The organism is Embleya sp. AB8 (assembly GCF_049739465.1).
Taxonomy (GTDB): domain Bacteria; phylum Actinomycetota; class Actinomycetes; order Streptomycetales; family Streptomycetaceae; genus Embleya.
On record NZ_JBMHHY010000023.1, the window covers coordinates 111,830 to 124,575 of the forward strand.

The following is a 12,746-nucleotide window of genomic DNA, read 5'->3' on the forward strand; positions in this document are numbered from 1 at the left end:
GGCCCGGGATGTCCCGCCCGTGCCTTCCGCGGCTCCGGGGCTGCGGATGGCGCCGGGCCACCGCGCCGACCTGCGACCCGGCTCCGCCGACCTGGCCCCGGTGGCCGCCGAGCTCGGGTGGATCGCCCGCACCTGGGCCCGGGCGGGCGTACCGCCCCTGCACGGCAGCCGCGTGGTGCGGTGCCTGGTGCGGACGCGTCGGTTGGGGTGTGGTGTGTTTATCGCGGGGCCGTGACGTCGGTCACCCCTGTGCCCGTTGTGTGTCGGGACGTACCCCCCTACTGCGTACTCTCGGGGGGTGGCATTCGCATTCAAGGGCGCGGCGGGCGGGAAGTTCGGCTTCGGGGTCGGTGGTGGCCGGCGGTACGGCCGCGGGCTCGTGCTGGTCGACACGGTCGGAGTCCTCGCGTGAAACTCACCGTCGTCGGGTGTTCCGGCAGCTTTCCCGGCCCGGACAGCCCCTGCTCGTGTTACCTCCTGGAGGCCGACGGGGTCCGGATCCTGATCGACCTCGGCAACGGCGCGCTCGGCGCCCTCCAGCGGCATGTCCCGCTCGGCTCGATCGACGCCGTGTTGCTCAGCCACCTGCACGCGGACCACTGCCTGGACCTCGCGTGCTACTTCGTGGCCCGCAAGTACTGCCCGGACGGCGAGCTGCCACCACTGCGGGTGTACGGGCCGGCCGACACGCACGAGCGGATCGCGCGCGCCTACGACGTCGAGGGCGCGATCGACAACGGGCGGATGGCCGACGTGTTCGATTTCCGTACGGTGGTCACCGGCACCTTCGAGGTCGGCCCGTTCCGGATCACCGCCGACCGTATGCCGCACCCCGTCGAGTCGTACGCCTACCGCATCGAGGTCGGCGGCCGGTCCCTGGTCTACTCCGGCGACACGGGGGTCAGCGAAGACCTGGTCCGGATCTCCCGGGACGCCGACCTGCTGCTGTGCGAGGCCTCGTTCGAATACGGCCGCGAGGACCTGCCGCATGTGCATCTGAACGGCCGCCAGGCCGGCGAACACGCCGAACGGGCGGGCGTAGGGCGCCTGTTGCTCACCCACATCCCGCCCTGGACCAGCCGCGAACGCAACCTCGACGACGCCCGCAAGACCTTCACCGGCGCCGTCGACCTGGCCCTGCCGGACGCCTCGCACACGGTCTGAACCGCACCTCGGCACGGCTTAGGCTGGGGCCATGTCACGAGTAGACGGCCGTACCCCCGACCAGCTCCGCCCGGTCACCTTCCAGCGCAAATGGCTCGACCACGCCGAGGGCTCGGTCCTCGTCGAGTTCGGCCGCACCCGGGTCCTGGTCGCCGCCAGCGTCACCGAAGGTGTGCCGCGCTGGCGCAAGGGCAGCGGGGAGGGCTGGGTCACCGCCGAATACTCGATGTTGCCCCGCGCCACCCACACGCGCGGCGACCGCGAGTCGGTCAAGGGCCGGATCGGCGGGCGTACGCACGAGATCTCGCGGCTGATCGGCCGTTCGCTGCGCGCGGTGATCGACCCCAAGGCGCTCGGCGAGACCACGATCCATCTCGACTGCGACGTGCTCCAGGCGGACGGCGGCACCCGTACCGCGGCGATCACCGGCGCCTATGTCGCGCTCGCCGACGCAGTGGCCTGGGCGCGCGAGCACAAGCTCACCCGCAAGGGCGCCAACCCGCTGATCGGCTCGGTGTCGGCGGTCAGCGTCGGGATCATCGACGGCGTACCGATGCTCGACCTCCAGTACGAGGAGGACGTGCGCGCCGAGACCGACATGAACATCGTCTGCACCGGGGACGGGCGCTTCGTCGAGGTGCAGGGCACCGCGGAGAAGGAGCCGTTCGACCGGGCGCTGCTGAACGACCTGCTCGACCTCGGCACGGCCGGCTGCGCGGAGCTGACGGTGCTTCAGGAGCTGGCCCTGGAGTCCTGAGTCGAGACCCGGCAGGGCCCGGCCGAACCGTGCCGCCGAATGTGCCGGAAATCGGCAACGGCGGTGCGCCGAAGCGGCCTTCCGGACATACCGGCGCCCGGATGATCACGTGCCGGTTGCGAGTGTCACGTACGCGCAACCGACCTGCACCGGGTGTGCCACCGTCGGCCCGGCGTGGGCCCGGACACCAGTACGGTCGTGGGGGGGGGGGGGCCCCCCCCGCCCCCCCCCCCCCGCCCCGCCCCCCCCCCCGCCCCCCCGGGGCTGTGGGGTGCGCCCCCCCCCCCCCCCGCCGCGGCGGGGGGCCCCCCCCCGGGGGGGGGGGGGGGCCCCCCCCCCCCGGGGGGGGGGCGCCCCCCCCCCCCCCCCCCCCCCCCCACGACCGGGCCGAGCGGCCCGTGCCGACGAGGAGCTCGATGTTCCGCGCCACGTACCGTCCCCGCCGGGTCCTGCGCACCGCGATCGCGGCCGCCGCCATGGCGGGCGCGCTGTTCGCCACCGCCGCGTGCAGCGAGGCGCAGAAGGCCATCTCGTGCGCCGAACTGGCCACCAACCTCACCAACGACATCGCCAACCTGGGCAGTGTCCTCAACGACCCGGCCGCGGCCCGCAAGGCGCTCGACGATCTCCAGAAGACCTTGAACGACAAGACCAAGGACCTGGACTCCACCGACGCGAAGAACGCTGCGAACGGCCTCGGCGACGTAATCACCGCGCTCAGCACCAAGGCCGCCAATGGCGGCAGCCTCAGCACGAGCGACGTGCAACCGCTGATCAACGGCGCGAAGAACCTGAGCACGATCTGCATCAAGTAGGTCGGCCGGCGGACTCGGGCGCGATCCGCCCGGATTCGGCCCGCGCCGGCGACGAGCCTAGGCTTGCCGCATGAGCCGTCTCGTACTCGCCACCCGCAATACCAACAAGGTCGTCGAGCTCCAGCAGATCCTCGCCGACGTCGGGCTCGACGTCGAACTCGTCGGGATGGACGCCTACCCGGAGGTCCCCGACGTACCCGAGACGGGCCTGACCTTCGCGGCCAACGCGCTGCTCAAGGCGCACGCCGTCGCACAGGCCACGGGGCTCCCGGCGATCGCCGACGACTCGGGCCTGTGCGTGGCCGCGCTGAACGGGATGCCCGGGATCTTCTCCGCGCGCTGGTCCGGTAGGCACGGGGACGACGCCGCCAATCTGCGGCTGCTGCTGGCCCAGCTGTCCGACATCGCCGACGAGCACCGCGCCGCGTGGTTCGCCTGTGCGGCGGCGTTGGCCCTGCCGGACGGCACCGAGCGGGTGGTCGAGGGCCGCTTCGAGGGCACGCTGACCCACGAGCCGCGCGGCACCGGGGGGTTCGGCTACGATCCGATCCTCCTGGTCGCGGACGACACCCGGACCGCCGCCGAACTGAGCGCCGCCGAGAAGAACGCGATCAGCCACCGCGGCAAGGCGTTTCGCGCGCTGGCCCCGATCGTGGGCGAGCTGATCGGCTGACCGCTCGATCCGGGCGGGCGGTTCGCGGGTGCGGGCTGCGGCGGGCCCCGCGGGCCAAGGCGCGCCTGCGGGCCAGGGCGAGCCCTGCGGGCCACGGGGGCCCGCACCGTCAGCGCCGATCCGCCCGCCGCGTCGCGTCGATGCCCATCGCCACCACGAGCAGTACCACCGCCAAGGCCGCGACCACCGCCGCCGGGGGGCCGGCCGGCTCGCCGTGTCGGCGGATCGCGCCCATGAAGTCCAGGCCGGCGATGTTGTTCACGATGGCCCACCAGATCGGCAGGTAGAGCGCCTGGAAGAGCCGGTGCGTGCGACCGACCAGCCCCACGCACAGCGCGAACGAGGGAATCAGCACCGCGCCGGCGGCCCACGCGGCCAGGCCCGGGGTGTCGTGCACGAACGACATCCGCAGCGCCGGGCCGAGGCCGACGGCCACGGTCAGCACCAGACCGGCCGTCCACTGCGCGAGCAACCGCCGGCGGGGTGTCGGGTAGGCGCCGAGCAGGCCCGCCAGGTCGTGTTCGACCGACTGGGTGCCCAGCCGCGACCAGACCAGGATCGGCCAGATCCAGCAGGCGGGCAGCACCGCGGCGGTCGCCACGTTCCCGGTGGCGGCCAGGCCCGTTCCGGTCAGCAGCGCGGCGACCGCCCACCATCGTTTCGACACCCCCTGGACCAGGACCCGGAGTTCGCCGGCGAGCAGGCGCGGGAAGGTGAAGCCGATCCGGGCCGGCGTGTGGGGCGGGACGGGCGCGGCTGGGGACGGGTGCGCGCCGATCACCGCCGCCTCCTCCTCCGGAGGGGTGCCGGGGCTGCGACCGCGGGCCGGATCGAAGCGCGCGAACCACAGCGCGGGCAGCAGCGCGACGCCGATCGCGAGCAGGATCAGGGTCAGCCGCTGGAGCAGGAACGTGCCGCTCGGTGTGCACCCGGTCCAGTCGAAGGTACGCAGCGGCTCGTCCCGATAGGTCAGCCCGAGGCTGAACTCCTGGCCGGTCAGGTCGGTATGCCGGGCCACCAGTTGGTCGCGCATCGAGGCGACGGCGGCATGCACCCCCAGCCCGCCCAGCGGCGCGGACCCGGACTGCCCGCCGAAGGCGACGGTGATCGAGACGAAGAACCAGACGACGTTGCCCAGGCCGCCGCGCAGTCGCGGAATCGTCTCGAACAGCAGCGCCGCCGCGGCCGTCGGCACCACCAGGGGCAAGGCGATCGTGACGAACGGCAACAACAGCGCGCCCGGGTCGATCGTCCGGTCCTCGCCCCGGACCAACTGCATGCCGCCGGCGGTCACCGCGAGCACGCCCACCATCGAGGCGAGCACCAGCACATTGCCGAGGAACTTGGCCGCGAGGTAGGCCCACGTGGGGAGCGGGGTGGCGGCGAGGAGGCCGCCGACGCGGGTGCGCTCGTCCCGGCCGATCGAGTCGCGGACCACGTGGAAGCCGCCGATCGTCAGCCACAGCGCGCCGGCCAGCGCGGTCGCGGTGCCCACGTACGCGCTGTTGTACCGGCCCCGGTAGTCGCCGATGTTCATGATGGTCCAGTGCGCGTCCCGGCCGGGGATCGCCAGGTACGCGAGCACGACCGCCGCCGCCAGGGTGACCAGATAGGCCGGACGGCGCACCCGGTCCCGGAAATCGGCGGCGGCCAGGCGCGGCACGGTGCCCGCCGTCACGGCCGCACCGCCCCGGTGGCGGACGCGGTCCCGGCGACCAGCCCGGAGACGATCGCGAGGTAGGCGTCCTCCAGGTCGGGGGCCACGGGCCGTGCGGTTCCGGTCGGCGCGTGCGGCGCCAGTACGCGCAGTCGCACCCCGGCGGCGGTACGCACCATCCGGCTCACCGTCCAGCGCGCCCGGGCGGCCCGCACGTCGGGCTGAGGCACCGTCACTTCCCAGACCACATCCCGTACTTCGTGCAACAACTGGTCCGGGGTGGCGCGCCGGAGCAGGGTGCCCCCGGACAACACCGCGATGTCCGACGCGACCGATTCGACGTCCGAGACGATGTGTGTGGACAGCAGCACGACCCGGTCGACCGCGAGTTCGGCGAGCAGGTTGCGAAAGCGCACCCGCTCCTCCGGGTCCAGGCCGGCGGTCGGTTCGTCCACCACCAGGACGCGCGGGTCGGCCAACAGCGCCTGGGCGATGCCCACTCGGCGCAACATGCCGCCGGAGAACCTGCCCAGCGGACGTTTGCCGACGTCGGCGAGGTTGACCGCCTCGAGCAGCTCCTCGATCCGGGCCCGGGCCGAGCGTGCGGTCAGGCCCTTGGCGGCGGCGAGGTAGCTCAGGAACTCCCGGGCGCCGAGGTTCGGGTACACCCCGAAGTCCTGGGGCAGGTAGCCGAGCACGCGGCGCAGCGCGTCCGGATCGGCGCGGACGTCGACGCCGTCGAAGCGGATCCGCCCCGAGGTCGGGCGGGTGACCGTGGCGATGATCCGCATCAGCGACGACTTGCCCGCCCCGTTGGGGCCCAACAGGCCGAGCAGGCCCGGTTCGAGGCGCAGCGTAACGCCGTCGACGGCACGTTTGCCGCCCGGATAGTCCTTGGTGACATCGATCAGTTCGAGCATGTCGGGTCGGTCCTCCGCGATGACGTGCCGGGGCCCGGTCGCCCGGCCCCGGGCCGCGAACCGGCGCGGCACTCGGCAAGCGTGCTCGTTCGCGGGGTCGGCGACATCTGCCGTTCGGGAGAGATCGGTGGTCGGTTTTCGGTGGGGCGCACTACTGCGCCGGCGGCAGCAGGGCGACCACACGCCAGCCGTTGCGGTACGGGCCCGCGGAGAGGGTTCCGCCCAGGGCCTCGACGCGGGCCCGCAGGGCGGCCAGTCCGGTGCCGCCGCCGGCGCGCTCGGCCGCGGCGCGGCGGGAGTTGCCGCCGAGGTCGGTCACCGACACCTCGACGCCGCGGTTCGGGGCCAGGCGCACCGCGACCTCGACGCCGGCCGTGTCGGGGGCATGTCGGCGTACATTGGTGAGCGCTTCCAGGACCACGAAGTACGCCGCCTCGTCCAGTGGGCCGGGCAGCGCGCCGGGCAGGCCCGGACCCAGGTCGAGTGCGGCGCGGACCCGGCCCGACCCGGTGAATCGTTCGACCAGGAGCGGCAGATCCGCAGTTCCGTACACCCGGGTCGGCGCGGTCTCGGGCAGCTCCGACCCGTCGCCCCCGCCCGGATCCGTGCTCTCGCGCAGGGTTCGTACCGTGCGGTCCATCGAATCCAGCGCACGTACGCCGGCCTGCTCGATCCGGGCGAGCAGTTCGTGGGTGCGGGCCGCCTCGGGCCCGGTCGGCTCGTCCAACTGGGCCGCCTGGGCCTCCAGGACGATCCCGGTCACCTCGTGTGCGACGAAGTCGTGTAGATCGCGGGCCACTTCGAGGCGCTGGAGCCGGCGAGCCAGGGCCACCGCGCGGATCCGGCGATCGTCCAGGGAACGCAGGTACAGGCCGATGCCGGCGGTGGCCGCGGCCGGGAGCAGGGCGAGCGCGCACATCGCCACCGACGCCTCCCACTTCACGTGCGGGGCACGCAGCGTGAACCGCAGGGGAAGCACCACGATGGCCACGCCGAGCGCCGCGCCGAGTCGTACGGCGGTCCGGGTCGGCGCCCGGCGGACCACCCGCTCGACCAGCAGCCACAACCCGAGCAGCTCGAACGGCAGCCAAAAGCCCGCCTGTTGGTGCGGACCGGGATAGCCGACGTCGACGAGCAGCGAGAGCACGACGACCGACCAGGCGGCGCCGACCAGGGACACCCGACCGATCGGCCACCGGGGCAGCGCGGCGCCGACGGCGAGCGCGGCCGGCAACGCGACCAGGCCCCCCACCGCCGGGGCGAGCGGGAGGGGCAGCAGCACCGGGGCGACGGCCACGATCGTCCAGCCGATCCGGCGCCGCCTCGTGGTGGGCGCGGCGGGCCGGACCGAGGGGGTGCGGGTCATCGGGGTTCGGCCGATGCGTAGCCCATTTCCCAGGCGTACACGGCGATGCCGACCCGGTTGCGGACGGCGAGCTTTCGTTGGATCGCGGCCACATGGGTCTTGACCGTGCCGGGGGAGATGAACAGGTCGCTCGCGATGTCGGCGTTGGTCTTGCCCTCGGCCACGTGCGCGGCGATCTCCACCTCGCGCTCGGTCAGCGCCTCGATCGGTGCGGTGCGGGCGCGCACGGCCCGCGGTTCGGTGACGTGCCGAAGCAGCCGGACCGTCACCGAGGGACTGATCAGCGTGTCGCCGGCGACCGCCGCGCGGACCGCCTCGACCAGCAGGGTCGCGCCGGAGCGCTTGAGCAGGAAACCCGACGCGCCGTGACGCAGCGCGGGGTAGACGTACTCGTCGAGGTCGAATGTGGTCACCACGACCACCTTGACCGGTGTCCCGGCATCCGGGCCGGCCAGGAGCCGGGTCAGTTCGAGCCCGTCCATCCGCGGCATCCGGATGTCCACCAGCGCCACATCGGGCCGCAACCGTCGCGCCGCCTCCAGCGCCGCGAGCCCGTCCGCCGCCTCACCGACCACCTCGATGTCGGCCTGCCGCTCCAGAATGCGGCGCATCCCCCGCCGCACCATCTCCTGATCGTCCGCGAGCAACACCGAGATCGTCACACCACCCGATTGTGCCGGCGGCGAGAAACCCGCCCGACGTGGTGGGCATGACGGGCACGGCGGCCGAGCGGGCATGGTGAGCACTCCCGGGCTTACGCGCGTTCGCGAAGCAGGTGGGCACGGCGGGCAGCCGGGCCCGTCTCTTCCGTGCCCCCGGGTGCCGCAAGCGGTAGCCGCCGGCCCGCCGCGAACTCCGCGCCCACACCCGGCGCAGGGGGCCTCGACGCGGCACACTCGCCGGCACCCATGCCGAGGTGGCCGGCCGCGCAGCCGTCGTGGCTCTCCTTCCTCGATGCTTCCCCGATGCGTCGGAAATGCACTACGCCGCAAGCGACTTCGCACCCCGGCCAGGTGCCCGGACCGCGCCCCGGCCGGCCCCGACCGCACGCGCTTCCGAGGGTCCGATTGTCGGCGAGCAGTACCTCTGTCGATGTCGAGGGAGTTTTTGCCGGTACTGAGGGAACCGCCCAACGCGTCGGCTGTCCGGGTGGGGGAGTCTCGGAAAGCGGGGTGGTGGGGGATCGGCATCGGGGGTGGCCATTGGGTCGCTGCCGGGAATCGGCAAGGTTGGTAGGTTCTTTGTTGCAGCGATTGGGCAATGCGGGTGGGGCTGCGGGGGGATTGGGCGTGAAGAGCGACGACGGCATACCCGTCGAGTTCGCGAAGGGCTGGGCCGAGCTGCTCGGCGAGGTTTCGGCGACCGGGCGATTGTTGCGCCGGATGGAGTTGGAGGCGCTCGCCGAGCTGGGGGAGCGGGCGGCGGACGCCGGGCACGACTGGCGGCCGCTGGTCGGGCTCTACCTGCGGGAGACCCGGCGGGCGTGGGGGACGCTGCCGGGCATCGTGCGCGCGGTGAGTGCGAGCGAGGCGGCTCGGACCGGGGAGGCGGTGCTGGCCGCCGCAGACGCGGCGATCACCGCGCTCGGCGCGGGCCACGAGCGGGCGCAGCGGATGGCGGTCCGGCAGGAGGAGGCCGCGCGCCGCGAGTTCATCGACGACCTGCTGTACGGGCGCAGCGACCCGGGTCGACTCGCCGAGCGCGCCGAGCGGTTCGGGTTGCGCCTGGCCCGGGCGCACGCGGTCGCGGTGGCCACCGGCGAGCCGGCCTACGACGAGGCGCATCCGCTGGTGCGCCGGGTCGAGCGCGAGCTGATCGGCCGGTTCGGCGACCGCGATGTGCTGCTCACCACCAAGGACGGCCGGCTGGTGTGCATCGCCGCGGACACCGACGAGCCGGTGCTCGCCGCATTCGCCAAGTACGCGACCTGGCCCGGCCCCGGCCGGGACGCGGCGGATCGGGTCGCCCTGGGCCGGCCGCACGCCGGCGCGGGCGGCGTGGTGTTGTCCTACGAGGAGGCGCTGAGCGCGCTCGACCTGGGCCGCCGGCTGGAGCTGCCGGGGACCGTACTGAACGCGGCCGATCTGTTGGTCTTCCCGGTGCTGATGCGCGACCGGGCGGCGATGTCCGACCTGGTCCGCACCGCGCTCGGCCCGCTGGTCCGGGCACGCGGCGGCGCGGGCCCGCTCCTGGAGACGATCGCCGCGTGCGCGGCGGCCGGCTACGTCAACGCCGAGGCGGCCCGCAGGTTGCGGATCAGCGTACGCACGCTCTCCTACCGCCTGGAGCGGATCCGGACGCTGACCGGATACGACCCCGCCGACGCGCTCCAGCGCTACACCCTGGAGACGGCCGCCCTGGGCGCCCGCGTCTTGGGCTGGCCGGGTATTCCGCTTTAGACGCCCTTTCCCTCGGGCCGGGGACCGGATATCAAGCACGGGCCAACACTGCCGACTTCCGGCAATGCGCGGACCCCCACGCCGATGCCACGATGTCGCCGCACGGCAGGCGAGGGGGTGGAGCGGTGGGGGATTTCGTGCGGGCGGCACTGGCGTTTCCCGCCGTATTGTTCAGCTTCGCGCTCGTCGTGGTGGCGGCCTACTGGCTGCTGGTGTTGATCGGCGGTGTCGCCGTGGGCCATGGCGGCTCCGGGGGTGGCCATCATGGCGGGCTTTCGGGCCACGGGGGCCATGACGGTCACGGGGGCCATGGGGACCACGGCTCACGCGACACCGCCGGTGTCCCGATCACGGTGACGATCTCCTTCGCGATCGCCGTGACCTGGTTCGGCTGCCTGGTCGGTACCGCGCTGACCGACCGCTGGTGGCTGCGCGCCGCGGCGCTCCCCGCGGCGCTCGGCCTGGGCTGGCTTACCGCGCGCCTGGTCCGCTCCCTGGGCCGACGCTTCCTGCCGGCCGAACGCCCGTCCCTGCGTGCCGATTTCGTGGGTCGTACGTGTGTGATCCGAACCGGCCGGGTGGGCCACGACTTCGGTCAGGCCGAGGTGCGGGCCGAGGACGGCTCGACCGCGATCCTCCAGGTGCGCACCGACGAGAGCGGACTGGTCTCCGGGAGCACCGCGTTGATCTTCGACTACGACGAACCCGGCGAGTTCTTCCGGGTCACCCGCTTCGACAGCGTTCTGGACCCGGACCGCATGCCGGGCTGAGCCGAGCTCCCGAAGCAAAGCCGTCTCCCCCCCCCCCGATCCCCCGATCCCCCGCTCCGCTCGGAGCCTTTGCGACTCTCCGCCATCAACCGTCCGCAGCGCGGTGCCAAGCACCCGCGCGGAACCCAACGTCCCGTACAACCAGGGGATTTCACTGATGGATGCCATCACCGTGGGCATCGGTGTGCTCGTCGCCGTCGTCCTGCTCGTCGTGCTCGTCGTCTTCCTCGCCGTGACCCGGCTCTACCGCAAGGTCTCGCAGGGCCAGGCGCTGATCATCTCCAAGTCCAACACGGTCGACGTCACCTTCACCGGCGCCGTGGTGCTGCCCGTGCTGCACCGGGCCGAGACCATGGACATCTCGGTGAAGACCATCGAGATCCGCCGGACCGGGCGCGAGGGGCTGATCTGCCAGGACAACATCCGGGCCGACATCCACATCTACTTCTTCGTCCGGGTCAACAAGACCGTCGAGGACGTGATCAAGGTGGCCCAGGCGATCGGCGCGGACCGGGCCAGCGACCGGGCCGCGATCCAGGACTTCTTCGCGGCCAAGTTCGCCGAGGCGCTCAAGACGGTGGGCAAGCAGCTCGACTTCGTCGATCTGTACACCAAGCGGGAGGAGTTCCGGGACCGGATCCTCGCGGTGATCGGCACCGACCTCAACGGCTACCACCTCGACGACGCCGCGATCGACTTCCTCGAACAGACCCCGATGAGCCAGCTGGACAGCGCGAACATCCTGGACGCGCAGGGCATCCGCAAGATCACCGAGCTGACCGCGATCGAGCACGTGCGCACCAACGAGTACCAGCGCACCGAGGAAAAGGAGATGACCCGGCAGAACGTCGAGGCCCGCGAGACGGTACTCGAACTGGAACGCCGCCAGGCCGACGCGGAGATCAAGCAGCGCCGCGAGATCGAGATCAGCCGGGCCCGCGAGGAGGCGGAGACCGCCCGCGTCCAGGCCGAGGAGCGGCTGCGCGCGGAGAGCGCGCAGCTGAAGACGGAGGAGGCGCTCGGTATCCAGAACGAGAACCGCGAGCGTGAGGTGGCCGTCGCGCAGAAGAACCGCGAGCGGGTGATCGCGGTGGAGAACGAGCGGATCGAGAAGGACCGCCTCCTGGAGGTGATCGCCCGCGAACGGGAGACCCAGCTGCGTCGGATCGCCGGCGACAAGGAGGTCGAGGCGGAGAAGCGGGACATCGCCGAGGTGATCCGCGAGCGGATCGCGGTCGAGCGCACGGTGGCCGCACAGGAGGAGGAGATCAAGAAGCTGCGCCTGGTCGAGGAGGCCGAGCGGGAGCGGCAGGCGCTGATCATCCACGCCGAGGCCGAGGCCCAGGAGCGGCTGGTCAAGGACATCAAGGCGGCCGAGGCCGCCGAGCAGTCGGCCGGACACCGTGCCGCCGAGCAGCTGACCATGGCCGAGGCCCGGCGCAAGTCCGCCGAGTTGGACACCCAGGCGATGATCCGCGGCGCCGAGGGCATGCGCGCCGAGGCCGCCGCGGTCGGGCTCGCCGAGGCCGAGGTCAAGGAGCGGATGGCCGAGTCGGTGTCCAAGCTGGGCCACGCCGAGGCCGAGGTGACCCGGGTGAAGGCGCTGGCGAGCGCCGAGGGGCTGCGCGAGCGGCTCAAGGGCGAGGCCGAGGGCCTGACCGACAAGGCCGCCGCGATGGCCGCGCTCGACGAGTCCAGCCGGCTGCACGAGGAGTACCGGCTGCGCCTGGAGGCGGAGAAGGAGATCCGGCTTGCCGGTCTGGAGGTGAACCGGCAGATCGCCGAGGCCCAGGCGACCGTGCTGGCCACCGGCCTGGAGAACGCCAAGATCGACATCGTCGGCGGGGACAGCATGTTCTTCGACCGGATCATGGGCGCGATGGCGGCCGGCAAGAGTGTGGACGCCTTCGTGGACCGGTCCGACACGGTCAAGACGCTGGCCGGCTCCTGGCTCGACCCGAACGGCTCGACCTTCGTCGACGACCTCGGCGCGCTGGCCGCCGGCCTCGGCGCCGGCGGCGTGCGGGACCTGACCCTGGCGGGCGCGCTCGGCGCGCTGATCGCCGGTGGTGGACCGCAGACGGCGACGATCGAGGGCCTGCTCGACTCGGTCCGGGCCGGCGGCCTCGGCGACACCCGACTGGCCGACCTGGTGCCCCCGGCCCGGCTCAACGGCGCCGGCGTCGGCCTCGCCAAGTAGCCAGGCCGCCGGGAACCACCGCGTA

At 72.9% G+C, this 12,746-nt stretch carries 12 protein-coding genes; 8 read left to right on the top strand and 4 right to left on the bottom strand.

Going from position 1 to position 12,746, the window contains the following annotated elements; genetic code table 11:
* The first annotated feature begins 19 nt into the window (after positions 1–19).
* From ABIA38_RS31275 to rdgB, 5 genes are all read left to right on the top strand, one after another.
* A complete protein-coding gene (locus tag ABIA38_RS31275) occupies positions 20–235 on the top strand; it encodes a hypothetical protein (RefSeq protein WP_424642242.1) in 216 nt (71 codons plus the stop codon).
* A 173-nt stretch (positions 236–408) separates the two neighbouring features.
* On the top strand, positions 409–1,164 hold the full coding sequence (locus tag ABIA38_RS31280; RefSeq protein WP_424642243.1) for an MBL fold metallo-hydrolase: 756 nt from the start codon (positions 409–411) through the stop codon (positions 1,162–1,164).
* 31 nt (positions 1,165–1,195) lie between these two features.
* Positions 1,196–1,921, top strand: a complete 726-nt coding sequence (gene rph, locus ABIA38_RS31285; RefSeq protein ID WP_424642244.1) for a ribonuclease PH — start codon at positions 1,196–1,198, stop codon at positions 1,919–1,921.
* Between the two features lie 416 nt (positions 1,922–2,337).
* Entirely contained in the window at positions 2,338–2,736 is a 399-nt protein-coding gene (locus ABIA38_RS31290) for a hypothetical protein (RefSeq protein WP_424642245.1), read from the top strand.
* 70 nt (positions 2,737–2,806) lie between these two features.
* A complete protein-coding gene (gene rdgB / locus ABIA38_RS31295) occupies positions 2,807–3,409 on the top strand; it encodes an RdgB/HAM1 family non-canonical purine NTP pyrophosphatase (protein ID WP_424642246.1) in 603 nt (200 codons plus the stop codon).
* 109 nt (positions 3,410–3,518) lie between these two features.
* Here the strand turns inward: rdgB and ABIA38_RS31300 are convergent, their stop codons facing one another.
* The 4 genes from ABIA38_RS31300 to ABIA38_RS31315 all read right to left on the bottom strand — a co-directional run bounded on the left by ABIA38_RS31300 (position 3,519) and on the right by ABIA38_RS31315 (position 8,014).
* Positions 3,519–5,087, bottom strand: a complete 1,569-nt coding sequence (locus ABIA38_RS31300; RefSeq protein WP_424642247.1) for a hypothetical protein — start codon at positions 5,085–5,087, stop codon at positions 3,519–3,521.
* Positions 5,084–5,986, bottom strand: a complete 903-nt coding sequence (locus tag ABIA38_RS31305) for an ATP-binding cassette domain-containing protein (RefSeq protein WP_424642248.1) — start codon at positions 5,984–5,986, stop codon at positions 5,084–5,086. The genes ABIA38_RS31300 and ABIA38_RS31305 overlap by 4 nt, the downstream gene beginning before the upstream one ends.
* Before the next feature lie 151 nt (positions 5,987–6,137).
* Positions 6,138–7,352, bottom strand: coding sequence for a sensor histidine kinase (locus ABIA38_RS31310; RefSeq protein ID WP_424642249.1), 1,215 nt, complete (start codon positions 7,350–7,352; stop codon positions 6,138–6,140).
* A complete protein-coding gene (locus tag ABIA38_RS31315; protein ID WP_424642250.1) occupies positions 7,349–8,014 on the bottom strand; it encodes a response regulator in 666 nt (221 codons plus the stop codon). The genes ABIA38_RS31310 and ABIA38_RS31315 overlap by 4 nt, the downstream gene beginning before the upstream one ends.
* A gap of 627 nt (positions 8,015–8,641) precedes the next feature.
* Between ABIA38_RS31315 and ABIA38_RS31320 the strand changes: the two genes are divergently transcribed.
* The 3 genes from ABIA38_RS31320 to ABIA38_RS31330 all read left to right on the top strand — a co-directional run bounded on the left by ABIA38_RS31320 (position 8,642) and on the right by ABIA38_RS31330 (position 12,721).
* A complete protein-coding gene (locus ABIA38_RS31320) occupies positions 8,642–9,751 on the top strand; it encodes a PucR family transcriptional regulator (RefSeq protein ID WP_424642251.1) in 1,110 nt (369 codons plus the stop codon).
* A 125-nt stretch (positions 9,752–9,876) separates the two neighbouring features.
* Entirely contained in the window at positions 9,877–10,521 is a 645-nt protein-coding gene (locus tag ABIA38_RS31325) for a hypothetical protein (protein ID WP_424642252.1), read from the top strand.
* 157 nt (positions 10,522–10,678) lie between these two features.
* On the top strand, positions 10,679–12,721 hold the full coding sequence (locus tag ABIA38_RS31330) for a flotillin family protein (RefSeq protein WP_424642253.1): 2,043 nt from the start codon (positions 10,679–10,681) through the stop codon (positions 12,719–12,721).
* The last annotated feature ends 25 nt before the right edge of the window (positions 12,722–12,746 follow it).

Bases quoted from the DNA above. Each gene is read 5' to 3' on its own strand.
- rdgB (WP_424642246.1), top strand. From the start codon at position 2,807: ATGAGCCGTCTCGTACTCGCCACCCGCAATACCAACAAGGTCGTCGAG.
- ABIA38_RS31330 (WP_424642253.1), top strand. From the start codon at position 10,679: ATGGATGCCATCACCGTGGGCATCGGTGTGCTCGTCGCCGTCGTCCTG.
- rph (WP_424642244.1), top strand. From the start codon at position 1,196: ATGTCACGAGTAGACGGCCGTACCCCCGACCAGCTCCGCCCGGTCACC.
- ABIA38_RS31290 (WP_424642245.1), top strand. From the start codon at position 2,338: ATGTTCCGCGCCACGTACCGTCCCCGCCGGGTCCTGCGCACCGCGATC.
- ABIA38_RS31310 (WP_424642249.1), bottom strand. From the start codon at position 7,352: ATGACCCGCACCCCCTCGGTCCGGCCCGCCGCGCCCACCACGAGGCGG.
- ABIA38_RS31305 (WP_424642248.1), bottom strand. From the start codon at position 5,986: ATGCTCGAACTGATCGATGTCACCAAGGACTATCCGGGCGGCAAACGT.